Source organism: Alteromonas sp. H02, from assembly GCF_059682525.1.
Genome location: NZ_CM185021.1, coordinates 1,251,768 through 1,277,325 on the forward strand (window position 1 = coordinate 1,251,768; position 25,558 = coordinate 1,277,325).

General features: G+C 48.6%; 25 protein-coding genes and 1 riboswitch. Of the genes, 13 read left to right on the forward strand and 12 right to left on the reverse strand.

All coding sequences use genetic code 11. The features are described from left to right. Positions 1-9 precede the first annotated feature (9 nt). A complete protein-coding gene (locus AC566Q_RS05680; protein ID WP_105936402.1) occupies positions 10-705 on the reverse strand; it encodes a YggS family pyridoxal phosphate-dependent enzyme in 696 nt (231 codons plus the stop codon). A 38-nt stretch (positions 706-743) separates the two neighbouring features. Between AC566Q_RS05680 and AC566Q_RS05685 the strand changes: the two genes are divergently transcribed. The 4 genes from AC566Q_RS05685 to AC566Q_RS05700 all read left to right on the forward strand — a co-directional run bounded on the left by AC566Q_RS05685 (position 744) and on the right by AC566Q_RS05700 (position 4,099). Then, on the forward strand, positions 744-1,787 hold the full coding sequence (locus AC566Q_RS05685; RefSeq protein WP_105936401.1) for a type IV pilus twitching motility protein PilT: 1,044 nt from the start codon (positions 744-746) through the stop codon (positions 1,785-1,787). 11 nt (positions 1,788-1,798) lie between these two features. Then, complete coding sequence (locus AC566Q_RS05690; protein WP_105936400.1) at positions 1,799-2,914, forward strand: PilT/PilU family type 4a pilus ATPase; 1,116 nt, start codon at positions 1,799-1,801, stop codon at positions 2,912-2,914. A gap of 3 nt (positions 2,915-2,917) precedes the next feature. Then, on the forward strand, positions 2,918-3,223 hold the full coding sequence (locus AC566Q_RS05695) for a putative signal transducing protein (RefSeq protein WP_105936399.1): 306 nt from the start codon (positions 2,918-2,920) through the stop codon (positions 3,221-3,223). 87 nt (positions 3,224-3,310) lie between these two features. Then, entirely contained in the window at positions 3,311-4,099 is a 789-nt protein-coding gene (locus AC566Q_RS05700) for a lipase family protein (RefSeq protein WP_105936398.1), read from the forward strand. Here AC566Q_RS05700 and AC566Q_RS05705 read toward each other — a convergent pair. The 6 genes from AC566Q_RS05705 to AC566Q_RS05730 all read right to left on the reverse strand — a co-directional run bounded on the left by AC566Q_RS05705 (position 4,096) and on the right by AC566Q_RS05730 (position 7,703). Then, the gene (locus AC566Q_RS05705) at positions 4,096-4,494 is read right to left on the reverse strand and encodes a phosphate-starvation-inducible PsiE family protein (protein ID WP_123324966.1); all 399 of its coding nucleotides are present in this window, start codon (positions 4,492-4,494) and stop codon (positions 4,096-4,098) included. The genes AC566Q_RS05700 and AC566Q_RS05705 overlap by 4 nt on opposite strands. A gap of 124 nt (positions 4,495-4,618) precedes the next feature. Continuing rightward, on the reverse strand, positions 4,619-5,050 hold the full coding sequence (gene ruvX, locus AC566Q_RS05710; protein ID WP_499614717.1) for a Holliday junction resolvase RuvX: 432 nt from the start codon (positions 5,048-5,050) through the stop codon (positions 4,619-4,621). Further along, positions 5,043-5,609 carry a YqgE/AlgH family protein gene (locus AC566Q_RS05715; RefSeq protein WP_499614720.1) on the reverse strand — a complete coding sequence of 189 codons (567 nt, stop codon included), beginning with the start codon at positions 5,607-5,609 and terminating at the stop codon, positions 5,043-5,045. Before AC566Q_RS05715 ends, ruvX begins: the two co-directional genes overlap by 8 nt. A 42-nt stretch (positions 5,610-5,651) precedes the next feature. After that, positions 5,652-6,599: a glutathione synthase gene (gshB, locus tag AC566Q_RS05720; RefSeq protein WP_499614723.1), complete on the reverse strand. Its 948-nt coding sequence runs from the start codon at positions 6,597-6,599 to the stop codon at positions 5,652-5,654. 114 nt (positions 6,600-6,713) lie between these two features. Further along, positions 6,714-7,442 carry a 16S rRNA (uracil(1498)-N(3))-methyltransferase gene (locus AC566Q_RS05725; RefSeq protein ID WP_499614726.1) on the reverse strand — a complete coding sequence of 243 codons (729 nt, stop codon included), beginning with the start codon at positions 7,440-7,442 and terminating at the stop codon, positions 6,714-6,716. Positions 7,443-7,550: 108 nt separating this feature from the next. Then, entirely contained in the window at positions 7,551-7,703 is a 153-nt protein-coding gene (locus AC566Q_RS05730; protein WP_164464649.1) for a hypothetical protein, read from the reverse strand. A gap of 390 nt (positions 7,704-8,093) precedes the next feature. On the opposite strand from AC566Q_RS05730, the gene AC566Q_RS05735 reads away from it, so the two are divergent. Next, positions 8,094-8,942: a mechanosensitive ion channel family protein gene (locus AC566Q_RS05735; RefSeq protein WP_499614729.1), complete on the forward strand. Its 849-nt coding sequence runs from the start codon at positions 8,094-8,096 to the stop codon at positions 8,940-8,942. Positions 8,943-8,996: 54 nt separating this feature from the next. On the opposite strand, the gene AC566Q_RS05740 is transcribed toward AC566Q_RS05735, so the two are convergent. Beyond that, positions 8,997-9,797 carry a M48 family metallopeptidase gene (locus AC566Q_RS05740; RefSeq protein ID WP_499617376.1) on the reverse strand — a complete coding sequence of 267 codons (801 nt, stop codon included), beginning with the start codon at positions 9,795-9,797 and terminating at the stop codon, positions 8,997-8,999. A 200-nt stretch (positions 9,798-9,997) separates the two neighbouring features. On the opposite strand from AC566Q_RS05740, the gene AC566Q_RS05745 reads away from it, so the two are divergent. From AC566Q_RS05745 to prsR, 5 genes are all read left to right on the forward strand, one after another. Then, the gene (locus AC566Q_RS05745; RefSeq protein ID WP_499614733.1) at positions 9,998-11,779 is read left to right on the forward strand and encodes a choice-of-anchor I family protein; all 1,782 of its coding nucleotides are present in this window, start codon (positions 9,998-10,000) and stop codon (positions 11,777-11,779) included. Positions 11,780-12,015: 236 nt separating this feature from the next. After that, positions 12,016-13,179: a response regulator gene (locus AC566Q_RS05750; RefSeq protein WP_499614735.1), complete on the forward strand. Its 1,164-nt coding sequence runs from the start codon at positions 12,016-12,018 to the stop codon at positions 13,177-13,179. A 203-nt stretch (positions 13,180-13,382) separates the two neighbouring features. Next, positions 13,383-14,507, forward strand: a complete 1,125-nt coding sequence (locus tag AC566Q_RS05755; protein ID WP_499614738.1) for a beta-ketoacyl-ACP synthase III — start codon at positions 13,383-13,385, stop codon at positions 14,505-14,507. A gap of 129 nt (positions 14,508-14,636) precedes the next feature. Beyond that, complete coding sequence (gene prsK, locus AC566Q_RS05760) at positions 14,637-16,661, forward strand: XrtA/PEP-CTERM system histidine kinase PrsK (RefSeq protein ID WP_499614741.1); 2,025 nt, start codon at positions 14,637-14,639, stop codon at positions 16,659-16,661. 38 nt (positions 16,662-16,699) lie between these two features. Next, positions 16,700-18,061: a PEP-CTERM-box response regulator transcription factor gene (gene prsR, locus AC566Q_RS05765; RefSeq protein ID WP_105933351.1), complete on the forward strand. Its 1,362-nt coding sequence runs from the start codon at positions 16,700-16,702 to the stop codon at positions 18,059-18,061. A 32-nt stretch (positions 18,062-18,093) separates the two neighbouring features. Here prsR and AC566Q_RS05770 read toward each other — a convergent pair whose 3' ends face one another. The 3 genes from AC566Q_RS05770 to AC566Q_RS05780 all read right to left on the reverse strand — a co-directional run bounded on the left by AC566Q_RS05770 (position 18,094) and on the right by AC566Q_RS05780 (position 21,342). Continuing rightward, positions 18,094-20,235 (reverse strand): tetratricopeptide repeat-containing diguanylate cyclase, encoded by a 2,142-nt coding sequence (locus AC566Q_RS05770; protein ID WP_499614744.1) that lies wholly within the window; start codon positions 20,233-20,235, stop codon positions 18,094-18,096. Positions 20,236-20,384: 149 nt separating this feature from the next. Continuing rightward, positions 20,385-20,687, reverse strand: a complete 303-nt coding sequence (locus AC566Q_RS05775) for a ribbon-helix-helix domain-containing protein (protein ID WP_499614747.1) — start codon at positions 20,685-20,687, stop codon at positions 20,385-20,387. Continuing rightward, complete coding sequence (locus tag AC566Q_RS05780; protein WP_499614750.1) at positions 20,647-21,342, reverse strand: AAA family ATPase; 696 nt, start codon at positions 21,340-21,342, stop codon at positions 20,647-20,649. Before AC566Q_RS05780 ends, AC566Q_RS05775 begins: the two co-directional genes overlap by 41 nt. Before the next feature lie 104 nt (positions 21,343-21,446). Beyond that, positions 21,447-21,530, reverse strand: a riboswitch (cyclic di-GMP riboswitch). A gap of 255 nt (positions 21,531-21,785) precedes the next feature. Here AC566Q_RS05780 and AC566Q_RS05785 point away from each other — a divergent pair. Then, positions 21,786-22,532 (forward strand): glutathione peroxidase, encoded by a 747-nt coding sequence (locus AC566Q_RS05785; protein ID WP_499614753.1) that lies wholly within the window; start codon positions 21,786-21,788, stop codon positions 22,530-22,532. 61 nt (positions 22,533-22,593) lie between these two features. Here AC566Q_RS05785 and AC566Q_RS05790 read toward each other — a convergent pair whose 3' ends face one another. Continuing rightward, the gene (locus tag AC566Q_RS05790) at positions 22,594-22,941 is read right to left on the reverse strand and encodes a putative quinol monooxygenase (RefSeq protein ID WP_105933356.1); all 348 of its coding nucleotides are present in this window, start codon (positions 22,939-22,941) and stop codon (positions 22,594-22,596) included. 179 nt (positions 22,942-23,120) lie between these two features. Between AC566Q_RS05790 and AC566Q_RS05795 the strand changes: the two genes are divergently transcribed. Beyond that, positions 23,121-24,425, forward strand: coding sequence for a M20/M25/M40 family metallo-hydrolase (locus AC566Q_RS05795; RefSeq protein ID WP_499614756.1), 1,305 nt, complete (start codon positions 23,121-23,123; stop codon positions 24,423-24,425). An 87-nt stretch (positions 24,426-24,512) separates the two neighbouring features. Continuing rightward, positions 24,513-25,547, forward strand: coding sequence for an alpha/beta hydrolase (locus tag AC566Q_RS05800; protein WP_499614762.1), 1,035 nt, complete (start codon positions 24,513-24,515; stop codon positions 25,545-25,547). Positions 25,548-25,558 lie beyond the last annotated feature (11 nt).

The following is a 25,558-nucleotide window of genomic DNA, read 5'->3' on the forward strand; positions in this document are numbered from 1 at the left end:
GAGTCTCCTTTAATTTTGCTGTTGTCGGGCACCAAAAATAGCGGTGCCAATTCGTACCATGGTTGAACCATAGGCGATAGCTTCGCACATATCACCGCTCATCCCTACAGAAAGGGTATCCACGGTATCGACCTGCGCTGCCACATCATTATACAACGATTGCAGTGCAGCGAGCGTCTGATGCTGAGCTTGTGGTGTTACATCGGCTGCCGGAATTGCCATTAATCCCCGTAAGCATAACCGCGGAAGATTAATTATTTCTTGCACCAGTGCCGGCAGCTCGCCCGGAATAATGCCGGACTTGGTGGTTTCCTGCTCTATATTGAGCTGAATACACACGTTTAATGGTGGCATACCCTCAGGGCGCTGGTCGTTAAGTCGTCTGGCAATTTTCAGACGATCGATGCTCTGCACCCAGTCAAAATGTTCAGCCACAATTTTCGTCTTATTTGATTGTATGGGGCCAATCATGTGCCATTCAATGTCTGACAAGTGCTCAAGCGTCTGAATTTTATCGACGCCTTCCTGAATGTAGTTCTCACCAAACAATCGTTGTCCCGCTTCATACGCTAGCTCGATATCTGATACGGGTTTGGTCTTGCTAACCGCCAGTAATCTAACAGAATGAGGATTACGGTTAGCAGACGCTATGGCGTTATCGATTTCTTGACGTGCGTTTATCAGTCGATCTGCTATTGTTTGCATTAATACAACTTACCTACAGGTTATGGAGAAGTCAGGCTGTGGATATTACCGAACTTTTAGCATTTAGTGTTAAGAATAACGCATCAGACCTTCACTTGTCCGCAGGCCTTCCTCCGATTATCCGGGTGGATGGCGAAATGCGTCGGTTAAACGTTGACCCGCTCGATCATAAACAAGTGCATGCGCTGGTTTATGAAATCATGAACGACAAACAACGTAAGGAATACGAAGAAAATCTCGAAACCGATTTTTCTTTTGAAGTAAAAGACCTTTCTCGCTTCCGGGTTAATGCCTTTGTTCAGAACCGCGGCGCCGCGGCTGTACTTCGGACCATCCCCAGCAAGGTACTGACCCTGGACGATTTAGGCGCGCCCGCCATTTTTAAGGAAATTATCAACCAGCCCACGGGAATTGTACTGGTTACCGGTGCAACCGGCTCGGGTAAAAGTACCACCCTGGCTGCCATGATCGATCACATTAACTCGCACAAGCGCGAGCACATCCTGACCATCGAAGACCCTATCGAATTTGTGCACGAAAACAAGTTAAGCGTACTTAACCAGCGGGAAGTTCACCGCGATACGCACAGCTTCTCAAACGCCCTGCGTTCTGCTTTGCGTGAGGATCCAGACGTGATTCTGGTAGGTGAATTGCGGGATTTGGAAACCATTCGTCTGGCGATTTCGGCGGCGGAAACCGGGCATCTGGTATTTGGTACCCTGCATACTAACTCCGCCCCCAAAACCATTGACCGTATCATCGATGTGTTCCCGGCGGAAGAAAAAGCCATGGTACGCTCTATGTTGTCGGAATCGCTGCGGGCCGTTATTTCGCAAACCCTGCTCAAGAAAATTGGCGGTGGCCGGGTTGCGGCCCATGAAATCATGGTGGGCATACCGGCTATCCGTAACCTGATCCGTGAAGATAAGGTGCCGCAAATGTACTCGGTAATCCAAACCGGCCAGTCCCATGGCATGCAGACCATGGATCAGTGCTTACAACGCCTGGTGGCTACCGGCGTGATTACCCAACAGGATGCCATGGCTAAGATGGTTGATAAACAACAGCGGCCCGGGTTTTAAGGAGAATTACCATGCTTGATCAGCTGTTACAGAATATGGTTGACCGCGATGCCTCTGATCTATTTGTGACATCAGGCTTTGCGGTAAGCGCCAAGATTAACGGCAAGCTGACGCCGCTGATGGAAACATCGCTAACCGAACAGGCCGCGCTGGATTTAGTCCATGAGGCCATGAGTGATAAACAGCGCGATGAGTTTCATACCACCAAGGAATGTAACTTTGCTATTGCGCGGGAGGGCATTGGTCGTTTTCGTTGTAGCGCGTTCTGGCAACGGGATCAGGCGGGTATGGTGATTCGGCGGATTGTGACGCAAATTCCCAATGCTGAGGATCTCGGGCTGCCACCGGTCCTTAAGGACATTATTATGTCTAAACGGGGACTGGTGCTGTTTGTGGGTGGCACCGGTACCGGTAAGTCGACGTCACTGGCGGCGTTAATAGGCCATCGCAATACCCATTCCCATGGCCATATTCTGACTATAGAAGACCCTATTGAGTTTGTGCATGAACACAAAAATTGCGTGGTCACCCAGCGTGAAGTAGGCATTGATACGCAATCTTTCGATGATGCTCTGAAAAGCTCATTACGTCAGGCGCCGGATGTCATCCTGATTGGTGAGATCCGGTCTATGGAAACCATGGAATATGCCATGTCGTTTGCTGACACCGGTCACTTGTGTGTGGCTACACTGCACGCCAATAACGCTAACCAGGCCATTGAACGGATCATGCATTTAGCACCCAAGGATCAGCACGACAAACTGCGCTTTGATCTAAGCCTGAATATCCGTGCCATTGTAGCTCAGCAACTGGTACCCACCGTGGATGGTAAGGGCAGGGTAGCAGCCATTGAAATCCTGCTTAATTCGCCACTGATTAGGGACCTTATTCAGCGCAATGAAATTGGCAGTCTTAAAGAGGCCATGGAAAAAGGTAAGGAGCAGGGCATGCAAACCTTTGATATGGCCTTGTTTGATTTGTATAAAACGGGACGAATCAACCTTGAACAGGCATTGCATCATGCTGATTCACCGAACGATTTGCGCCTGATGGTTAAGCTGGATTCGAATAATCCACAGAGCGACGGTCTGGGCTCGTTATCCGGCGTGTCCATTGATATGGATTAAACCTTGATCCGATTTAAATCAGGGGTGACGCCATTTGTCATTCAGCAATACTATGATGCACTCACCACACAGGGGATCCCTTGTGTGGTGCGCAATCAGTTTATCAGTGGCGCCATGGGCGAACTGCCGGCGCAGGATCTGGAACCGGAACTGTGGTTAATTAATGCCGACGATCTGGTGTTTGCTGAGCGGGTATTAACTTCTCTTAAAGAAGATAACAACGCCGAAGCCTGGATATGCAGCACCTGCCAGGAACCTCAGGACGCCGAATTTAATCTGTGCTGGAATTGCCAGTCCCCCAAGTGTTAGCTTAAACACAAACAGAGTGTACTTATTGCGGCGCTTTCCCGTATATTAGTGACATCAAAGCAATATTTGCCGTCTGTCGACTAATCCATGAAAAAACTCAAGCGTTATCAATACGAGCGATACGCCATTCTTTGTCAGCTTGCTTATCCTGACGCCGAAGAGAATTACCAGAAGGTGCTGGAGCCCTTTCATGAACGCCAACTGGTGGATAAATATGGTCGCATGAGTGTGCGCATTCTGTGGACGGATAATAAAAAAGAAGCCATCGTAGTGTTCAGAGGCTCACTGGGAATCAGAGACTGGCTGGCTAACATGGTGTTTGTACCGGCGAAGATTAAGCAAGTAGACCGCCATTTTTATGTGCACTGGGGATTCAAGCGGCTGCTCAATCAGCCCATGTTTTCCAGCACCAAAACCATTAACGAAGCGCTACCCCTGCGCGAGTTGCTGGTAAAGGTACTGGAGCCATTACGCCTGCAGGGCAAACGCTTTACGTTTACCGGGCACTCTTCCGGTGGCGCGGTAGCGGTGTTGATGGCCGATTACTTTGAGCGGCAGAATAAGAAAGCAGTGAAACGGGTGGTGACCTTTGGTCAACCGGCTGTGGCCACCCGGGCCTGGAACAAACACTATTTGTTACACCATAAAACCTACCGCATTTGTTGCGATCTGGATATGGTGACCTTTATGCCGCCGTTTCCTTATTACTTCTGGCATGTGGGCAAGATGCTCTGGCTTCACGATGATCAGATTTACGAGAATACGCCTACCCACGAACGCTTTTTAAAGTCGTTGCACAGCTGGCTGTTGCGGCCGATTACTTACCATTACATGCGCAAGTATATCCGCAATAAAAGCTTGTTTGATGAACACTAATCGGGTTGGCGGATAACCCGGTTTTTCAGTTTGTCCAGGCTGTATTTGTCTTTAATACTCATGATCAGCGCAGCGATGCTGAGCAGCAAAATGCTGCCAGATTCGTAAATCAGGACAATTTTATCCAGCTCTTTACTTTGCAGGATTATCATTCGACTGAGAGCAGTCATGGCAATTATCAGCGGCAGGGTTACCGGAATACGGTTGCTGTTGTAATAAGCCGCCAACATGCCCATAACTTCGGCGTAAATAAATAGCAGCAGCAGGTCTGACAACTCCACCGTGCGATATTCAACCATGTGCATAATCTCTGCTCCCACCGCTACCAGCGTTGCCAGCATGATGAGGATCAACAGCAGCTTCTCGATTTGCTCAATAAATTTAGACATCGACATAACCATTCCCTTACCGTTGGAATTTTCATCAGTGTGATGGAAGCATCGGGGGAAGGCTATAACTATTTAGTATGATTTTTATAGTGCTAATTGATCACGTGAATTGTTTTTGGCAGCGTAATAGTTAATCCCAGAGGTTTTCAAACCAACTGGTAAAAATCACACAGGCCGACACGCTGTCGACTTTACCTTTGGTCAGCTTTTTATAACCGCCTAATTCAAAAAGCGTTGCTCTGGCATCGGCAGTACTTAAACGCTCATCATAGGTCGTCACTGGTGTCTTAAAGCGGCCATGTAAGCGGTTAGCAAACTTCTGCGCCCGCTCGGTCATGGTCTGAGAAGTGCCGTCCATGTTCAGTGGTAAACCCACTACTACGATATGCGGCTGCCATTCATCATAGATTTTTTGAATCTTATCCCAGTCAGGGATGCCATCCCGGGCTTTGAGCGCTTCTAAAGGCGCGGCAGTGCCGGTGACTTCCTGACCAATTGCCACACCAATGCTTTTAGTGCCAAAATCAAACGCCAGTACAGTGCGTTGCCCGGCCTCAGGCATGACCCACCTCAGGTGCGATCTGCCAGACATCAATACCCAGGCTGCTGACCGCCAGTTGCCAGCGCTGGTGGATGGGCGTATTAAATAAAATTTTCGGATCGGCTTCGATAGTCAGCCATGAGTTTTCCTGAATTTCCCGCTCCAGCTGACCCGCACTCCAGCCGGCATAACCTAAAGTGATGATAGCCTGATCGGGCCCGCGGTGATTGCCGAGTGCACCCAATATGTCCTTGGAGGTGGTGACCATAATTTCTGAGGTCAGGTTGAGGCTTGAGCTCCAGCCAGGCTGAGGGCTGTGCAAAATAAAACCGCGCTCCTGGCTCACCGGTCCACCGGCCAGCACGATTTGCTGACCTTTCTCATCATCCACTTCTGCGTCTTTATCGGCCTGTTCCAATAGTTCTTTAAGGGTCATATTGGTAGGTTGATTCACCACCAGACCCATAGCACCTTCTTCGTTGTGTTCACAAATATAGGTCAGGCTGCGGGAAAAAAACGGGTCTTCCATTGACGGCATGGCAATCAGAAAATGATTGGCCAGATTTTTCAGTTCAGTCATGTTCAGTACCTCGTTGGGCCGACTTACAAAAATGGCGACGGCTTAGTTAAGTTTAGCTTCAATGGCGTCAAATAACTCGCCCGTTATGTTTATATCGTACGCGCGCTCGATTTCTCTAACGCAGGTAGGGCTGGTAACGTTGATTTCAGTGATGCGATCGCCAATGACATCGAGCCCGACAAACATTAACCCGCGCTCAACCAACACTGGTGCGATGGTTTCTGCCAGTTCCCGGTCGCTGTCACTGATTGGCTGAGGTCGTCCTGTGCCGCCGGCTGCCAGGTTACCGCGGGTTTCTCCCGCTGATGGCAAACGCGCCAGACAATAAGGCATCACCTTACCGTTGACTATGAGTACACGCTTGTCACCCTCTTTAATGGCCGGCAGATAGGCCTGCACCATCATTTGGCTCTGGCCGTTATTGGTCAGGGTTTCAATGATTACGCCCAAATTAGTCCCGTCTTCCTTAATACGGAAAATAGAAGCGCCGCCCATGCCATCAAGCGGTTTACAAATAACATCCTTATGTTTGGCATGGAACTGGCGTACCAGAGCAGCGTTGCGGGTGACCAGCGTATCTGGAATAAGCGCCGGGAAATAGGCAGTAAACAGCTTTTCATTAAAATCTCGCAGGCTCTGCGGTTTATTTACTACCAGTGCGCCTGCACGCTCAGCCAGGTCAAGAATATGCGTAGCATACAAAAATTCACTGTCGAAGGGCGGATCCTTGCGCATCAGAATAACGTCGAGTTCACCCAGCAGATACTGTTGTTCTTCGCCAAGGGTATAGAAATCCTGCGCCTGGTCTCTCACAGTCACCGGGTAACCAATGGCTTTAGGCACGCCATTGTCGATATATAAGTCTTTGAGTTCGAGGTAAATCAGTGTCGCACCACGATGCTGAGCCTCTAACATCATTGCGAAACTGGTGTCTTTTTCTGGCTTTATTTTGGCAATGGGGTCCATTACCACGCCAACGGTATAGGTCATAGTGCACTCTCTTTGGTCATATAAGACAAAAATGGAGGTAACAACCGCTTAATTCAAGTCATTATGCGGTTACTGGTCGTATTATTTAGTCGCTTACAGGCGCAGGATTAACGATTACAAATCGCCAAACGTTGCCTGTAATACTGACAGACCGGTGATTGCGGCAGTTTCTGTGCGTAAAATTCTGGGACCAAGGGAGCATGCAGTAAAACCGGCTTCCTGAGACTGATGCACTTCGGTATCGGATAGTCCGCCTTCAGGACCAATCAGTAAGCGGTAACCAGCATGGTTTGTAGTTAGCTGAGTCAGGCGTTGTTGACTGCCCGGTGATAATACCAGTCGGGTTTGTGAGGTGGAGTCGGCCAGCCAGTCTTTAAGCAGGGTGACCGGCTTTAATTCCGGCAGCGTATTGCGGCCGCATTGCTCACACGCGCCCTGAATGATTTTTTGCCACTGCAGTATTTTTTTCTGCCAGCGGGACTCATCCAGTTTTACCGGACAGCGTTCTGTAATTAACGGTGTAATGATTGTTGCACCCAACTCCGTGGCCTTTTGCAGAACCAGGTCCATACGGTCACCCTTTGATACTGCCTGGCCTAAGTGCAGGGGTAATGGCGACTGCGTGTCGATGGCCAGCCGGGAATCCACTTCGATGACAACCTGGCGCCGTTGAGCCAGAATGATGGTTGCCGGATATTCATTACCGTCACCGTTAAATAACACTACCGGATGACCACTCTTCAGTCGCAGAACGTTTGCTACATGATGCGCTGCGTCGGCAGTTAACGTTAGCTCACTGTCTACAGTGATGGTGTCGGGATGAAATAAACGAGGGATACGCATAAAGACTATCTTACCAAAGTGAAACGGCGGACAGTTTAGCTTTCATTGCGAGAGGAATACAACAAAACATCGCTGCAACAGTCTGGGCTATTGCAGCGATGCTGACTGTTATTTCGAGGCAAAAGTATTTATGGATTGTGCCTGATTGACCGCCATGGATTTATTGCGACGGGCATGAACGGTGTGTTTTCCCTTGTCGCCTTTGAGCGCATAACCAAGAATAAATAACACAACCAAAAATAGACAACTAAGTAGTAACATTTTCTATTCCTTAAAAAATTTCTACTGATTATAAGCAGTTGCAACACTATGCCAGACCAGACATGATGCATAAGCATGCTTACAAATACTTCTGAATGACCCTAAATACCTTTTCAGGCGCATTCGATTTCCCAACTTTTGGAAAAATTGCGCTAAAAAATATAGTCGTTTACGGTCCTCAGATCCAGTAAAAAAAAGGGCTCAGACGGCCTTTTTAAAAACTCAAATGCAATCAACTGATTAGCAAATTAAGCAGTAAAATCTGTAAAAAATAGTACGTCGCGGGTGTGACAGCTTAATGAAATTATAGCCCAAAAAAACCAATTCTGTTGCGCAGTTCACACGAACACTGGTAACTTACTGTTAGCTAAACAATAAAGGAATTTTAGTATGTTCACTCAAGAAGACATTGAAATGTACGTTAATACCTATGCGATTCCGTGGGGTATTAATATTGCGATGGCGCTTATTATTTTCGTCATCGGTAGGATGGTTGTTGGAATTATTATTTCAATGTTCGGCAAGTTGATGTCGAAATCGAAGTACGACGATATGCTGGTCGATTTTTTGAAGTCGATTCTTAACGCAGTTCTCATGCTGTTTGTGATTGTAGCGTCGTTAGATGAATTAGGTGTCGATACCACGTCGTTAGTTGCCATTCTAGGTGCCGCTGGTCTGGCAATTGGCTTATCGTTACAGGACTCGCTGAAGAACTTTGCTGCGGGTGTAATGTTGCTTGTTTTCAAACCGTTTCGTGCCGGTGATTATGTTGAAGCTGCAGGTGTAGCAGGTACGGTAAAGAAAATAGGCATTTTTACCAGCTCTATGAACACCCCTGACAACAAAGAGATCATCGTACCAAATGGTAAAATTTATGGTGACAACATCATTAATTATTCAGCCATGACAAACCGCCGCGTTGATATGACTTTTGGTATTGGGTATGGCGATGATCTGTTAAAGGCAAAAAATGTTCTGGAGCAGATGGTTAAGGAAGATGAGCGGATTTTAGAAGAGCCTGCGCCAGTAGTAGCCGTGTCTTCACTAGGCGATTCCAGTGTAAACTTTACCGTTCGCCCATGGGTCAAAAAGGAAGATTATTTTGCAGTATTGTGGGCGTTTACTGAAAATGTAAAGTTACGATTCGACGAGGAAGGTATTTCCATACCATTCCCTCAAATGGATGTGCATTTCTTCAAAGAAGCGGATAACACCGAGAAGAAAGAAGGCGCTGAATAAACCATTTAAAGGTATAAAAAAAACGGCTCTCAGAGCCGTTTTTTTGTTCGCGATTTACGGGCTGCAACGGGCTTTTGTGGGACTGGCCTGATAGTCGGCCATTGCCGCATCCATATTGGCCTGCAGATTTTTAATCCGGCTATCGGGGGCCGGATGAGTTGACAGCAACTCCATTGGCCGTTCCCCACCGCTGGCCGCTTCCATATTACGCCACAAGTCAACGGACTGACGGGGATCAAACCCGGCCTTAGCCATGAGCTGCAAACCAATCAGATCGGCTTCTGATTCGTGAGTACGGCTAAACGGCAGCTGTACACCCAACTGCAAACCGAGCCCCAGTGCGCCCATAATTTCGGCGTTATAAGGCACCTGATTTGCTGCCAGTACCTGATTGGCAACCTGCGAACCGGTTTGAATTAGGGTCGTCTGCGACATCCGCTCGTTACCATGCTGCGCAATAACGTGGCCGATTTCATGACCGATGACAGCAGCCAACTGATGCTGATTAGTGGCCACTTTTAGCAAGCCGGTGTAAACGCCAATTTTACCGCCGGGCAGTGCGAAGGCGTTAACCTGATCGTCATTGAACACCACGACTTCCCAGTCGCCTGAATAAACGCCCGAGGGTATGTAGGGTAATAAGGTGTCGGCCACACACTGAACGTACTGATTCTGTGCAGGCTGTTTGGACACCGGGATTTCGCTTTTCATGCCATCAAAGGCCTGAACGCCCATGGCATTAAGCTGATCGCTGCCAAACAACAGTATCTGATTGCGACCGGTAGGTGAGGTTGCACACCCAACAAGGGTGCTGGCAGTCATTGCCATTGCCAGTACATAAGCGGATAACTTCATCAATTTGATTCCTTTTTCAATCTGCCAGCCGTGCTACGACTCGGGATTTCACATTTCTGTCACTCAAGGGACATGAAACTGTCACTCGGCTTTTCTACGCTTGGACGTTTAAGCAGGATTAACACGCTGAAATAGTTAAGTTTCGATCAGTGAGTGTCTTTGCTAAGCATACTTCAATTAACTATAAAAAAGGAAATGCAATGAAAGCGTCAATGTTCAAAACGAGTTTACTTGCGCTAACTGTAGCGGGTCTGTTAAGCGGTTGTAGCCTGGATGGTGATGACGGTACTGACGGTGCACAAGGACCTCAGGGTGAAGCCGGTCCGGTGGGTGCAGATGGTCAGGATGCAACCCGTGGCATTGAGCTGGCCGTTATTGGCCGCGCATCACTGGAAGCCGAAGGCGCTGCTGAAATTGTTCAGTACGATGTGGCAAGTGGCATGGTTTACGTCACTAACAGTGATTCTAATACGGTTGCGCTGGTAGATATCAGTGACTTGTCTGACGCGCCGCTGGACAGTCCGATTACCGATTTAAATCTGACCGTAGGTTCAGAAGTTACCTTGCCCACCGAGGTAGATGGGGTTGCTCTGGACGGATTAACCAGTATTGCGTTATCCGGTGATTTACTGGCTGTAGCCGTACCTGCTGACGCCAAGGCTGATAACGGTTTTGTGCTCTTCTACACCGGCGTATCCGCGTCTGCGCCAACGCTATTAAAGGCGGTAGAAGTAGGTAATCTACCCGATATGGTGACGTTTACGCCGGATGGTAGCAAAGTGCTGGTGGCCAATGAAGGTGAACCAGGTGGCGATTATACTGTTGACCCGGAAGGTTCTGTAGCCGTTATCGACGTCACCGACGGCGTTCCAGCTGATGAGGCTAGACTGCTCGATTTTACAGACTTCAACGGACAAAAGGCTGAGTTAATGGCTATGGGGATGCATTTCCCTAACCCGGCCGGACGTACAATCAATGGTGTGACCATCACAACTTCGGTTGCCCAGGATTTAGAGCCTGAATACATCACGGCCAGCAATGAGATGGCATACGTTACCTTGCAGGAAAACAATGGTGTGGCGGTAATTGACCTGAACACGATGACAATGGACATAGTGGGTCTGGGGTTCAAAAACTGGGCCGGGCTGAATATCGACGTGCAGGAAGACGGTGAAGTAAGTTTCGGTCAGTACGAAGGATTGTACGGTGTGTATATGCCCGACACGATTGCTATGATTAGCTGGAAAGGCGCGGATTTTCTGTTAACTGCCAACGAGGGTGATGCGCGGGAATACTTTATTTCTGAAGACATGAGTGAGACGGATTGTACTGCTGCTGGCGGCCAGGATTGGGACGACAGAGAATGTCTGGCGTATACCGAAGAAGTGAAAATTAAGGATCTTGATGCTGAGCCCGGCTCGGCGCTTGAAATGCTGCAGATGAATGGTGAAGCCGACGATCTGCGGGTGACCAACGCCTTAGGCGATGCTGATGGCAATGGACTGTACGATGCCGCTTATAGTTATGGCGCCCGGTCATTCACTATCTGGGACCAAAATGGTTTAGTCGTATTTGATTCCGGTGATGACTTTGAACGCATCACGGCATCACTATACGGTAGCGCTTTTAACAATGGGGATGATGAAAACGAAGGTGATTCACGTTCTGAAAACAAGGGGCCTGAGCCTGAAGCACTGACCGTCGGTCAGGTAGGTGAGCGTACTTACGCATTTATCGGTCTGGAGAGAATGAGCGGCATTTTTGTTTATGACATCACCAACCCTTACGACGCGTCCTTCGTTGAATACATCAATAACCGTGATGTGACCGAAGGATTGGTTGTAGGTGATGCGATTGGTGATTTGGCACCCGAAAGCTTACTGTTTGTTGCTGCAGATGAAAGCCCAACCGGTGGCCCCGCTCTGATTGTGGGCAACGAAGTGAGCGGTACGGTGGCGGTGTATTCAATTACACAAAAATAAACCCTGAAGATCCGGTAATACTGGATAGCTAAAGATTGCACCTCCTGTAAATTTGCGCAGGGGGTGCCAACTGCAAACCAACAATGCTGTGTTACTCCATAGCCGTTCAGCCTCTCTGTCTGTTAATTTGAAAAATCGCTGATTTACTATACGTTTTATGCCTGTTCATTCGAAAGTTACCGGTATTTCGACTACCTTTTATTCAGACTTGAGACAAAATGATTGCTGGATAAATAGTGAAAGAATACGAGATAGTTATTGTTGATGATGACATCATCACCTTAGCGTTACTGGAGGAAGCGTTAAAGGAATTTAACGTCCTGGTTATGGCCTCACCGGTTGACGCGCTGGAGGCTGTCAGAGAAATGGAAATCCCACCATTACTCATCATACTCGACGTAACAATGCCGCAAATGAGTGGTTTTGAATTGTGTGTCAAACTACGCGAGTTTGTTAGTGAAGAACAGTCAGATATTATCTTCCATACCGCTAGCAGTGAGATGGAAGAGCGCTTAAAAGGGTATGAAATAGGCGCCAGTGACTTTCTGATAAAACCAATAGAAATTCAGGAGTTGCGTAAAAAAGCCAAAACCATCATCAAACGCGGCAAAAAACGCCGTGCAGAACAGGCCAGTACAGAGTCGAATTCGCAACTGATACAGGCGGTGATATCGGACCTCACGGAACAGGGAATTTTAATTCACTACTTCCGGGCTGCGTCGAAAACCAGCAGCATTTCCTCGCTGCTAAATCTTATTGTGAAAACCGCTACCAGTTTCGGTGTGAACAGTTCTGTTCAGGTGAAATATGCAATGAACGACATCGAATACCGCCAGGCATTGTCTACTGAATCGTCTATTTCTGCTCTCGAGCGGGAGTTACTCGACAGGCTTGAGTATTCGGAGCGCATAATGAGCAGGGGCAAACGGTTATTTCTGAATTATCCACCCTTTACCCAAATTATCAAAAACATGCCGGATGATCCTGCGCAGGCAGGGCGCTACCGGGACCACCTGGCCATCATTCTGGAGGCCGCTTCAAGTCAGTACCGGGACATTGTTAAGACTGAAGAAGTGAATTTAATGATTCAGGAACTGGAGGTCGTGCAAAAGAAAGCAGATGCAGAAAACCAGGCAAAAAATCGCCAGGTACTAGCGACCCTAACCGAGTTAGTTGATTCTGTGGAAAGCAAAATCTTTGAATACGGCTTAACCGAAGAACAGGAAAATGAGTTGTTACAGCTGTTCCGAAAGAGCACCGACAAAGCCTACGATACTATTGATAATGCAATGACAACTGAAAATCTGCGCTTAATTATGCAGCGATTGAAAGCTTTACGAGAATTAAGCCAGTCCCAGGATGAAGCTGAAGACAGTATTACAGACGTGGAATTGTTTTAAGTCAGCCGCCGGTGGCAGTGAGGCTAAGAATCCAACGCTGTAACCTGACCAATGATAGCCTGAGAGTCTTTCGTAAAGCGCTCGCCGGCATAGTGGTCCATGACATTTGCGTGACAAAAGGGTAAGCTTAGCAAAACTCATTGGACCTGTTTGATTGCCCGTTGCCGGGGCTGACAGGCCATTTGCTAAAGAGAACCGAAAACATGAACGCAAATGTCGTATTAAGTGGTGTGGGCCTGTGGACGCCGCCCTATAAAATTACTAACCAGGAGTTGGTTGAAAGCTATAACGCCTGGGCTGAGGCCTACAATCAGCAACATCAGGCGCAGATTGAAGCCGGCGAACTGACCGCTAAACCGTTTTCCAGTGCCGAGTTTATTGAAAAAGCCTCTGGTATTAAAAGCCGCTTTATCTATCGCAAGGATGGCGCACTGGACATTGAGCGGATGCGTCCGGCGATCCCGGAGCGGGGTGAAGGCGAGCTGTCTAACCAGGCTGAGATTGCCATTGAGGCGGCCAGACTGGCCATGGCCGATGCCAATAAAACCGCTGCTGAGATTGATGCCGTGATCGTTGCCTGTGCTTACACGCAACGTTCCTACCCGGCGATTGCCATCGAAGTGCAAAACGAACTGGGTATTGATGGTTTTGGTTTTGATATGCTGGTGGCCTGTTCGGCGGCGACCTTTGGCATGCACCGGGCATGGGAAATGATAGCGTCGGGCAATGCTAAATGTGTGCTGGTAATTAATCCGGAGCTGGTTTCACCTCAGGTTAACTATACCGATCGTGACAGCCATTTTATTTTTGGTGATGTGGCAACGGCGACCATTCTGGAAACCGCCGAAACGGTCAACACTGATACCGCCTTTGATATCCTCAGCACCAAAGCGAAAACCGTTTATTCCAATAATATCCGCTCGAATTTTGGCTATATGAGTCGGGCCAATGATGTTGATCCCTTTGGTCCTGACAAGCTCTTTCATCAGGCCGGCCGCCGGGTCTTCAAAGAAGTTTGCCCCATGGCGGCTGAGCACATTGCCAGCCACCTTAGCCAGCATGAGCTATCGCCGGACACTGTTAATCGCTGGTGGTTACACCAGGCGAACATCAATATGAATACGCTGATTTGCAAAAAACTGCTGGGCCGGGATGCCAACAGCGAGGAAGCCCCGATTGTTCTGGATGAGTATGCCAATACCGCATCGGCGGGCTCGATCATTGCTTTCGCCCTGCATCATCAGGATCTTGCCAGTCAGGATATTGGTGTTATTTGTTCCTTCGGCGCTGGTTATTCCATTGGTAGTCTGGTTGTCCGCAAAAGGTAGCTGGAAGCTACAGGCAGATTGTGATAGAAAATAACCAATAAATAGAGGGGGTTAAACTTCCCCTCTTAAGCAGTATCGATAAATACTGCGGCCCACCACAACTGCCCCGGTGTAACAGTAGGACAACAAATGATTGCAGATATCGGCTACGGCCTGAATAGTATTGGTTACCTGGTATTGTTGTTACTGCTGTTTACGGTGCGTAAACCGGGGCTGGCGAAATACATGCTTAGCCTCGCTACACTGGTTACGCTGCTTTGGTCGCTGAGCTTTGTGTCGCTGTTAAGCGGCCCGTTAAGTGTTTTTCATCTGCTGCAGGCTGATACGATCAAGCAGGGCATCTGGCTGCTGTTTATTGCCAGCTGTCTGAAAAATGACTTTGCCAATATCTGGCAGGTGTTGCGTCAGCCGGCCACCTTATTTGCCTTGTTGGTGCCGGCCATCGCTCTGGTAAGCCCCTGGTTTATTCAGGTTGATATCACCTGGCATTTCCTGATGCAAACCCTGATAGCATTGGAAGTGCTTATTCTGCTGGAAGTGCTTTACCGCCAGGTTGGGCAGGATCAATGGGCGTATAAGCCACTGGCGTTGTATTTGGGCGCGACCAACCTGTTTGAGTTTGTCTTTTATGCAAACTCCACCATGATCGCTAATGTGGAGCCCGGGTTTATTGCCGCCCGCGGTTATATCTACCTGCTGATGTTACCGTTTCTGGTAATTGCTACACGGCGGATAAAGCACTGGGGCGTGAATATTTTTATCTCCCGGGATGTCGTACTACACAGCTCACTGCTGCTGGTGGCCGGGGTATATCTCTTTATCATGGCAGCCATGGGCTACATTATCAGCTACCTGGGCTGGAGCTGGGGTTATACAGTGCAAATTATACTGATTGCGCTGTCGCTGGTTATGCTCGCTACGCTGTTTTTATCCAATACCTTTCGCACCCGCATTAAAGTATTTATCACCAAACACTTCTTTGCTAATCAGTTTGACTATCGTGAAGAGTGGGTCAAACTGACCAACGTATTGTCGCAAAACGATCAGTCCTTACCCAGTGTGTACCAGGTAGCACTGGAAGGCGTGATGGGAGCGATCAACTACGACAGTGGCGCACTCATCAAAAAGCAGGGGCCGGGCTTTCACGTGGTGAGCAGCCATTATTTTATGCCGTTATCCGAGGTCGAGGGGACACTTAAGCCATTATGGGATTACTGCGAAAAAACCGGCTGGCTAATCGACCTCGATGAGTATCGCACTAAGCCTTATGTGTACGAGGGACTAAACCTGTCTAATGAAACGGTCGAAACGACCCGTTTGCAACTGGTTATTCCGTTTATTCGCGAAGGCAACATGTGGGGACTGGCATTACTGTGCGCCGTGGATCGACCCAAAGTGTCACTCAACTGGGAGGTGCGTGACTATTTAAACGCCGTCACTAACCAAATTGCTAATTTTATTTATCTGCATGAAGCAGCACAATCATTGGCAGAAAATGCTCAATTCGCGGCGTTTAATCGTATGGCAGCTTTTGTTTTACATGATCTTAAGAATGTGCTGGCACAGATAGACTTAATCCTGTGTAATGCAGAACAGCACAAAGGAAACCCTGAATTTATTGAAGATACCTTCGAAACCCTGCATCATACCAAAGCACGGATGGACAGGATGCTGCGCCAGCTGACAGAGAAACAGGTAGAAGAGCGGGGCGCCGACGCCACGCACACCTTGTCACTGTTAATAAAGCAGGTGGTTGATAAGCGTTGTCAGGCTTTATTACCGCTGCCGCAGATAGTGATTAAAGAAGAAACCGACGTCGTGGTAGATCAGGATAAGTTTGCCAATGTGATGTATCATCTGATAAGCAATGCTCAGCAGGCCTGTGCCGATGACGGTGAAATTGAGGTTATGCTGGTACTGGACACAGAGCGGCAACACCAACTCGTGTTTATTGAGGATAATGGCACGGGGATGGATGAAGAATTTATCAAGCATCGCCTGTTCAAGCCTTTCGATACGACTAAAGGTAACGCGGGGATGGGCATCGGGGCATATGATGCAAAAACCTATATGGAATCGATAGGCGGATATTTACAGGTACAAAGCCAGCCAAACATTGGCACCTGCTTTACGCTGGGCTTTCCCATTCAGTAAAACGTCAATATCGAGCAGAATAAAAACGGAAACAGAGTATGAGTGACACCATCCTGGTAGTTGATGACGATTTAGGTATTCAAAAGCAGTTAAAATGGAGTTTAACCGACTTTAACGTGGTTTTCGCCGACGATCGTTCCTCTGCAATTGCGCAGTTACGTCGGTTCGAACCCAAAGTGGTGACTCTTGATTTAGGCTTACCGCCTGATCCGGCCAACGCCTCAGAAGGCCTGAAAACCCTGGAAGAAATTCTGGCTTTGGCGCCCAATACCAAAGTCATAGTGGTAACCGGTAATAATGATAAAGAAAACGCGCTGAAAGCCATCGACTTTGGTGCCTATGATTTTTATCAGAAACCCATCGATTCCGACACCATAAAACTGCTCATTAATCGTGCGCTGAACCTGGCCAAGCTGGAAGATGAAAACCGGATCCTGGCTAAGACAAGACCAGCCATGGGGCGGATTATCGGCAACAGTGACGCTATCCAGACCGTGATGCGCAAAGCTGAAAAGATAGCCGGTACCGACATCAGCACCTTATTACTGGGCGAAAGTGGTACCGGTAAAGAAGTCTTTGCCCGCACCATTCACGAGCACAGCCCCCGCAAAGACCAGCCTTTTGTGGCCATCAACTGTGCCTCAATCCCGGAAAACCTGCTTGAGAGTGAGTTATTCGGTTACGAAAAAGGGGCCTTCACCGGCGCGAATAAAACCACCGTAGGTAAAATCGAAACGGCACAAGGGGGCACACTGTTTCTCGATGAAATTGGTGATATGCCCATTGGTTTACAGGCTAAGATGTTGCGTTTCCTGCAGGAACGGGTGATTGAGCGGGTTGGCGGCAGAAATGAAATTCCGGTGGATATTCGGGTGATTTGTGCCACTCACAGAGATATTCAGACCATGGTGGGGGAAGAAACCTTCCGTGAGGATTTATTCTATCGTATCGGCGAAATCCCGATTAATATTCCGCCGCTGCGGGAACGTGAGCAGGATATTGTATTACTGGCGCGCACTTTTCTGAATCAATACCGCGAAGAATTTAATGCCAAAGCCAAGAGCTTCAGTGACGGCGCGATAAGAGCCATGCTGGCCCATCGCTGGCCGGGCAACATTCGCGAACTGCAGAACAAACTCAAATCTGCTGTCATCATGGCAGAAGGCACGGTTATTCAGGCCGACGATCTGGGTCTGCTCGAGCCTTCGGAAGATTTTGCAAGTGAAATCCTTAACCTGCGCGAAGTGCGTGAACAGGCTGAAAGTAAAGCGATCCGTAAGGCTTATCAGCGAGCCGACAAGAACATGTCTAAAACGGCGGAGTTACTGGGTGTTACCAGACCAACGCTATATTCATTAATCGATAAGTACCACCTGGAAGATTTGAAAACCGGTGTGTAATACCTGTAGCGGCGGTTGATTTGCGGCGCTGATTAACTGCTTTGTTCAGCCCAGCTAATGGCTGATAAATGGTTAAGAGAGGTTTGTACCCGGGTCGGCGGTAAATCAAATTTTTCTTCCAACCGGGATGTCGGCCGGTCAGCGGCCTCTGATTTCTCGCCGGTTAAACCTATCCAGCAGTCTTTTCCGGACCGCTTTGCCGCATACAGGCATTCATCCAGTAAACCAAAGTAACTGTCCCAGTCGAGGCGTGCAGGTTCGCTGGGGTATAGTGGCAGAACACAAAAACCAATGGAACAGGTAATGTGAAGGCTATGCTGTTGGCTAACATGAAAGTCGTGATCGTGGATCCCCTGGTGTAGTCTGTCTGCGAGGGCTACGGCTTCAAGTCGATTGGTATTGCGGCACACGGCCAGAAATTCTTCACCTCCCCAGCGGATAAGCATGTCTGAGGGCCTGAATACTGAGCGCATCACTTTCGCTAAATCGGTTAAAATGCGGTCTCCTGCCATGTGACCGTAGGTGTCATTAACGTGTTTAAAGTTATCAATGTCGAGTAGAAAGCAAAGCATGTCCGAGGGGCTGTTGGTAAGCGTGCCCTCACGGGATAGCAGATACGCCTGCTGTGCGCGATTGATTTCCTGTGGTAACTGATTATTCAGGTACTGACGATTGTACAAACCGGTTAACGGGTCCATCAGACTGGCTCGCTCCAGCGCAATGTAGGCGTTTTCCAGTTCGGCATTTTTAGATTCCAGTTCCTGGGTGCGACGGCGTACTTCACGCTTTAGAAAGCGCGAACGCTGACTATGGTTAAACCGGCTCCAGATCAAGAACACCAGTAAGGTGACAGCAAATAACGACGCGTACAGCATCCGCACTTCCAGCTCCTGCTGTTCAGCCTTGGCCAGCTGAATGGCCTGGTTTTTATTCAGCAGTTCCAGCGATTGGGCCTGACGCTCTACTTCCAGCTGCGATTGCAGATATAGCAGCGCCAGCGAGCGACGTTGCTCAATACTTTGCTTTTCCAGCTGTTGCTGGCGCTTGAGGGCGTTAAGCGCTGCGGAATAATCCCCGCTTTGTTCATGCATTTGCATTTTTACTGCTTCAAACCGCGCCTGAGTGAGTAATTCACCCCTCTCTATAGCTTGTTGCAAACCCTGGTCAATGTGGTCAGTTAGTGCCTGTTGATTTTTGCCGAGGTAAGCCTGAGCCAGGGTTAAGTGAAGCTCGGTCAACAGGGTAGTGCAGTTATTTTCGGTCGCTTGTTGAAGTTTTGACTCGAGCAGTTGGATGCCGGCTTCCGGCTGACCCTGGCTAAGCAGTATATTACCCAGACTGGAGTCTATTTTAGCCACATCGCATTGTGCTTCTAGCTGGCTGAACTGGTCTTTGCTCTGTTCCAGATGGCGCCGGGCATTATCATAATGCCCCATTTGGATATTGACCTGGCCAAGGTGATAATCGAGCTCCGCTTGCAGGGTTTTTATTTGCAGGGTATCAATCAGTACAGCGGCATCCTGCAGGTACAGCATAGCTTCATCGTTTTTATCGATTTCACTGTATACCCGGGCAATTTGCATCAGAGTGGACGCGGTTGCCTGGTTGTTGTTTTCCTGCCGTAACAAGGGCAACGCACGCTCTAACTGACTCAGTGCACTTTCAAACTGACCTAACAAACGCAGAGATATGCCCACTTCCAATTGTTGCAGGGCGATACCGTCGTAACGTCCCTGCTGATGATAAATGTCTTTGGCGAGATTAAAGTAGCCCAGAGCAGACTGATAAAGCCCCATCACCCGATAAGTTCTGCCGATATCAGTATATAAATCGGCCATGCCTAATGGTTCTCTGACGGCTTTAAAAAAATCCAGCGCACTCTGAAACTGCCTTAGCGCCAGCGGATAATTGTTTTTGATAAGTGATATCTGTCCCAAAAAATGGGAGCCGGTCGCTACTGCTCGCTGGTTCTGTTCTGCCTGAGATAGCGCTAACTGGTCGCGGATATGGCGTTCGGCTTTCAGGGTGTCGCCCTGATTAACCAGTTTCTCAACATTGAAGCCGCTGGTATAGAACGCGTGTCCATCCATTGATACGTGGCGCACTGAATGCGCTAATCCGGGTACAGAGCAGCACAGCAAGGACAACAACAGGCCAACACGGTTTAACATCATTACTTTCTACACCGCCCTGTGACGTAAGACGCGCGACTCCATTACTGCGCTGTCATGTCGTATTTATATTTAAGTTTACGCTTTTATTATGTTGTTATTTTGAGGTTCGTTTAAAAAATAATCAATAGCGCAAGCCAGTTTTCTTCCGCTTAATCAAAATTGAGACTGGCGTAGCGCTGGATCCATAGCCTGATCAGTTTAGATTTCGCTATACCGCTTTGCTCTGAAAGTTGCTGAAGCTGATCTATACATTCCTGCGTCAGCGTAAAGGTAGCTCTGCGCATTGGCTCATGATGGGAGTCGTTAGCCTGCCGCTCTGCAACAGCGGTAAGGGGCACTGCCGCACCACTGGCATAATGCAGTGCGTCCTGGATAAATTCCTCTGCACTGATACTTTTGGTTGTGGTTCGATTAGCTTGCGGCGTAGAGCGAGACAGGTTTATCAGACTCATGTTGTTCCCCTTTACGTCGGGCCAGTAACTCTTCAATGATACTGCGAATTTCCACGGCAGCTTTACCATCGGCTTCACTTTCCAGCACCGAACGTCCGGACTCCTCTGAGTCGTCATACATGTAGCGGCTAAAGGTAACGGAATTTAATACTGGTACTTCAAAGGAGCGACACACCTCTTTGGCTTCCAGAATCCTTGACGCCAACGAAGGCAGTGAAGGACACTGAGTAATAACAAAAGCAGCGTTCATGCGCGGGTTGACCATCTTACAGGTCGACAAAATGTCTTCCATGTGCGGTACCGTTTTCAGGTCGCGGCGCTTGGGACGCAATGGAATTAAGATATGGTCGGCAACCGCCATAGACGATCGCAGCGCCAGGTTATCCTGACCACCACAGTCGATAACCACATAGTCGTAGTGCTCTTTAAGGCTTAACAGCTCATTGCGGATCTTGCCGTAAAGCTGGATACAGTTGATGGAAGGCAGCTCTTCGTTGCTGCTTCGCTCCTGGGCCCAGTCTGACGTGGTTCGCTGGGGGTCACAATCCACCATCAGTACACTGGCCTTTTTCTCACAGCGTAAATATACGGCGATGTTCTGTGCAAGACAGCTTTTGCCGCTACCACCTTTTTCGCCACCAACTAAAATCATCATTGTTCAATCCTCATTAAGTAATCGCAATTACGTAATAAAAAAGTGAACTGACTGTCGGTGTCGCTGGCTTGCCGGGGGAAGCAAGCCGACGTCACCTCACAGTGTTCGGTAACCCCGCTATCCTATCTTTCGACGTAGACCGGAGGTTTTGCGTCACACCCTTTCGGCGTGTTTTGCCTTTTTCATGTACTGCGGGATGCTCATATAGCACCCGTTGATTCCTGTTCAAATAATAGAGTATCGGGTTGCTGGCATCCATTCACAGCGGGCATTGAAATTTATATTAAGGGATTAATGCGTATACCCTAGCTGGTAAGGGTAATTCTTATTTGCGTTTAAATATTTTATTTTCAATCGTTAATTGTGATTAGCATGATTGGTATTTACCGCTGGTTCTCTGCACTGTTAGGGTTATACTTATCGAAACTGTTAAGGAGAATGTAATGACACACCCCATTGATAAACCTTCTTATGAAGGAAAGAAAGTACCTGATGTGACCTTTGCCATTCGGGAAGGTGAGCAGTGGATTAATCGCACTACCGACGATATTTTCGCCGGCAAAACCGTAGTGGTTTTCTCCCTGCCAGGTGCTTTTACGCCGACTTGTTCGTCGACTCACCTGCCACGTTATAACGAGTTGGCCGACACATTCAAAGATCACGGTGTAGATGAAATTGTTTGTATTTCAGTGAATGACACCTTTGTTATGAATGCCTGGGCAGCGGATCAGGAATCAGACAACGTCTCGCTGGTACCGGACGGTAACGGTGAATTTACCGATGGCATGGGAATGCTGGTGGACAAAGCTGATTTAGGCTTTGGTAAGCGCAGCTGGCGCTACTCGATGCTGGTAAAAGACGGCGTAGTGGAAAAAATGTTTATTGAGCCGAACAAACCGGGCGACCCGTTTGAGGTCTCAGACGCTGATACCATGCTGGCCCACATTGCGCCTAATGCAGTGAAACTGGAGCCGGTTTCCATTATTACCAAACCAGGCTGTCCGTATTGTGCGAAAGCCAAAGCGCTGTTGCAGCATAAAGGCTTTAAATACGAAGAAATCGTCATGGGGCAGGGCGCTACGCTGACGACATTAAAAGCTATCAGCGGCCGTGACACAGTACCCCAGGTATTTATTGGTGGTAAGCATATTGGCGGCAGCGACGATCTGGAAGCTTATTTCGCCGAATAGCGTTATAGTAAACTGATAAAAAACTCGCCAATCGGCGAGTTTTTTTGGTTTAAAGACTTAGTTACAGCTGCGGGGCGTCGAAGTCCTCAGGCTCATCGGTATAAATACACACGTTCCAGTCTTCTGCCAGGCCGTCCTCGGCCTGACAATAAGTAGCAAAGAAATCGCTGATTTCCTGACGCTGACAGTGAGCTTCGAAGCTGGCCATATCGGCCCAGATTTCATTAAACGCAATGGGAAAGCTGTTGCCTTCGGCGAACGGACTGGTGATATGGCGGGTAACGATATACTGAATACAGCCATCTTCTCTTAGCGTGTTGGGCTCGAGGCTCTGGAGCACTTTAAACAGCGCTTTTTCTTTGCCGGGTTTGGGTAAAAACTGGGCGCTACAATACACTTTCTTTGACATGAGTAATCCTTAACAGGCGTGGACTTTGTTTTTTTATAGTCTCAGTATGGCGATTCTGGTCCTGAAGTCAAAAGCTTACCTGCAATCTGTTTTTACTGACCTTTTATCGTTATTGCCCTCGTTATCGTCAATGGTTTTTGCCATAGTAGAAAAAACACAACAAATCAGGGGCAAACACTTTGAAACCTTCTTTTCTGACAACATTTACCTGCGCCACCAGTCTGTTGTTCTCGCTGGCAACCAGTGCGGCGCTATCCGGCGATGAGCTGCAGATGGCCGATTATATTGATGGCCGTAAAGAGGCAGCGATGAGCTTGCTGGAAAAAAGCGTCAACATAAATAGCGGCACCATGAACTTTTCCGGCGTCAGAAAGGTGGCAGACCAATTGATGCCGGAATTTGAGGCGTTGGGCTTTGACGTTTGGTTTGAGGATGGAGCCGCATTCAACCGGGCTGGCCATCTGATTGCCAGAATTGAAGGCGGCAAGGGCCCCAAAATGCTACTGATTGGCCACCTCGATACGGTGTTTGAGCCTGGCAGTCCGTTTCAAACCTTTACCCGGGTGGACGATAAGCATATTAAAGGTCCGGGCGTTGCCGATATGAAAGGCGGCAACATTATTATGCTCGAAGCACTGCGAGCACTGCACGCGGCAGGTAAGTTATCATCGATGAATATTATGGTGGTAATGACCGGCGATGAAGAGCTCAGTGGCCGGCCGTTAGCCTTGTCTAAAAAAGCCTTAATCGAAGGTGCCAAATGGGCCGATATTTCACTGGGCTTTGAAAATGGTGATGGTAATCCGGCCACCGCTAATGTTTCACGTCGTGGGTCGGTAGACTGGGTGTTAACGGTTAAAGGCACGCCGGCGCATTCTTCCCAGGTATTTAAACCCACCGTGGGCGCTGGCGCGATTTATGAGGCCTCGCGTATCTTAACCAGCTTTTACGATAAACTCCGAAGTGAACAATTACTTACATTTAATCCTGGCAGAATAATGGGGGGGACAGAGGTTACCCACGATAAACTTAACAACAACGGCAGCACCTTTGGCAAAAACAATGTGGTTGCCGAACATGCCATTGTTACCGGTGATATCCGTGCGGTTTCGCAGGATCAGTTAATTCGGGTTCAGCATAAAATGCAGGCCATCGTAAAACAGAGTCTGCCTAAAACCAGCGCCGTCATTGAGTTTGGGGAGGGCTACCCGCCTTTATCGCCAAAGCCGGGTAATCACGAGTTGTTGGGTATTTACAGCAAAGTCAGTCAGGATCTAGGGCAGGGCAGCGTAACCGCAGTCAATCCGCTTAATGCCGGCGCCGCGGATGTCTCCTTTACCTCAGAGTATGTGGAAATGGCCCTGGATGGTTTGGGCATGAGTGGCTCAGGCGGTCACACCGTACATGAAACGGCGCTGGTCAGTGCCTTGCCTGCGCAGGCGAAACGCGCGGCTATTTTGATGTCACGTCTGAGTGAACGGTAACCCGCTATTGTTTTCCTGCCAATGATTGCAATTCACTGGCAAGGCCGCCATAGTAGGCGCCCTTGCTGCTTTTAATGGAGTCAACCAGTGAAGTCGTTGTTACATCTGGTCTGTCTGACCACTACATTGTGTTTTTCTGCGCTGGCGACAGGGCAGTCTCAGTTTGCACTGAATCAGTCGTTTGCCGCTTTATACGAGCAGGAGCTAGGTAGCACGCAAAAGTGTCTGAGTTCTTCGGCGAATCGTTATGCAGTGTGTTCACCGGCGCTGAGAGGCGATGGTAATGCACCATTTATTTTGTTTCAGCAAGCAGACAGCCCCATTATTGTACTCATCCACGGGCTCAGTGACTCCCCCTTTTTCGTGTCAGCGATTGCCGATGAGCTTTATCATTCCGGATATACTGTTATCGCACCGCTATTGCCGGGCCATGGTCTGAAAGACGCTGATGCTGATATGGAAGATGAGCAACTGGCCGAACGCTGGCAGGCGCATCTGGCAGAAGTGGTGGAACTGGCTTTGCAATCCACCGATAAAGTGGTGTTAGGCGGCTTTTCTACCGGCGGCGCGTTGTCGGTGGATTACTACCTGTCTAATCCCGATAATGTGCAGGGCATTCTGTTATTTTCTGGCGCGCTGGCGCTGAATGGTAATGTTGAATCACTGTCGAAGCTGTGGGGCATAAAGACACTGGCCAGGTTACTCGATGGTGATTATCAGACCAGCGGACCCAATCCACAAAAGTATCCCAAAGTCGCCAGCTTCGCTGGCCTTGAGTTAATGGAGCTTATTCGCAGTATCCGCGAACGCCTTGAGGAAGGCGCCCGGGTGGAGGTACCGGTTTTCGTGGCACACTCTCAGGCCGACCAGACCACGCCCATCGAAGGCGTACAAAACCTGCTGACGTATGTGGATGCGGATAACACCTTTTATGTCATCGACGAAGAGTATCAGTTATGCCATGCCGATCTGGTGGTTAACCGTCTGCTGCTGGAGAAAATGGACTTTGATAAAAGTCGCGCCGATTTAAGCGAAACCTGCGCGATCCCTCAGGTTAACCCGCAGTTTTTTCCTATGGCGAGAGCCCTGCGCGGATTTGTTGAGTTTGCCCTGCCGAAATGACAGGGCTTAAC

Bases quoted from the DNA above. Each gene is read 5' to 3' on its own strand.
- AC566Q_RS05715 (WP_499614720.1), bottom strand. From the start codon at position 5,609: ATGACTGAACTGAAAAATCTGGCCAATCATTTTCTGATTGCCATGCCG.
- AC566Q_RS05730 (WP_164464649.1), bottom strand. From the start codon at position 7,703: ATGTTACTACTTAGTTGTCTATTTTTGGTTGTGTTATTTATTCTTGGT.
- AC566Q_RS05770 (WP_499614744.1), bottom strand. From the start codon at position 20,235: ATGATGTTAAACCGTGTTGGCCTGTTGTTGTCCTTGCTGTGCTGCTCT.
- gshB (WP_499614723.1), bottom strand. From the start codon at position 6,599: ATGACCTATACCGTTGGCGTGGTAATGGACCCCATTGCCAAAATAAAG.
- AC566Q_RS05785 (WP_499614753.1), top strand. From the start codon at position 21,786: ATGACACACCCCATTGATAAACCTTCTTATGAAGGAAAGAAAGTACCT.
- ruvX (WP_499614717.1), bottom strand. From the start codon at position 5,050: ATGCCTGAGGCCGGGCAACGCACTGTACTGGCGTTTGATTTTGGCACT.
- AC566Q_RS05780 (WP_499614750.1), bottom strand. From the start codon at position 21,342: ATGATGATTTTAGTTGGTGGCGAAAAAGGTGGTAGCGGCAAAAGCTGT.
- prsK (WP_499614741.1), top strand. From the start codon at position 14,637: ATGATTGCAGATATCGGCTACGGCCTGAATAGTATTGGTTACCTGGTA.
- AC566Q_RS05680 (WP_105936402.1), bottom strand. From the start codon at position 705: ATGCAAACAATAGCAGATCGACTGATAAACGCACGTCAAGAAATCGAT.
- AC566Q_RS05755 (WP_499614738.1), top strand. From the start codon at position 13,383: ATGAACGCAAATGTCGTATTAAGTGGTGTGGGCCTGTGGACGCCGCCC.
- AC566Q_RS05745 (WP_499614733.1), top strand. From the start codon at position 9,998: ATGAAAGCGTCAATGTTCAAAACGAGTTTACTTGCGCTAACTGTAGCG.
- AC566Q_RS05725 (WP_499614726.1), bottom strand. From the start codon at position 7,442: ATGCGTATCCCTCGTTTATTTCATCCCGACACCATCACTGTAGACAGT.
- prsR (WP_105933351.1), top strand. From the start codon at position 16,700: ATGAGTGACACCATCCTGGTAGTTGATGACGATTTAGGTATTCAAAAG.
- AC566Q_RS05700 (WP_105936398.1), top strand. From the start codon at position 3,311: ATGAAAAAACTCAAGCGTTATCAATACGAGCGATACGCCATTCTTTGT.
- AC566Q_RS05740 (WP_499617376.1), bottom strand. From the start codon at position 9,797: ATGAAGTTATCCGCTTATGTACTGGCAATGGCAATGACTGCCAGCACC.
- AC566Q_RS05790 (WP_105933356.1), bottom strand. From the start codon at position 22,941: ATGTCAAAGAAAGTGTATTGTAGCGCCCAGTTTTTACCCAAACCCGGC.
- AC566Q_RS05705 (WP_123324966.1), bottom strand. From the start codon at position 4,494: ATGTCGATGTCTAAATTTATTGAGCAAATCGAGAAGCTGCTGTTGATC.
- AC566Q_RS05735 (WP_499614729.1), top strand. From the start codon at position 8,094: ATGTTCACTCAAGAAGACATTGAAATGTACGTTAATACCTATGCGATT.
- AC566Q_RS05690 (WP_105936400.1), top strand. From the start codon at position 1,799: ATGCTTGATCAGCTGTTACAGAATATGGTTGACCGCGATGCCTCTGAT.
- AC566Q_RS05775 (WP_499614747.1), bottom strand. From the start codon at position 20,687: ATGAGTCTGATAAACCTGTCTCGCTCTACGCCGCAAGCTAATCGAACC.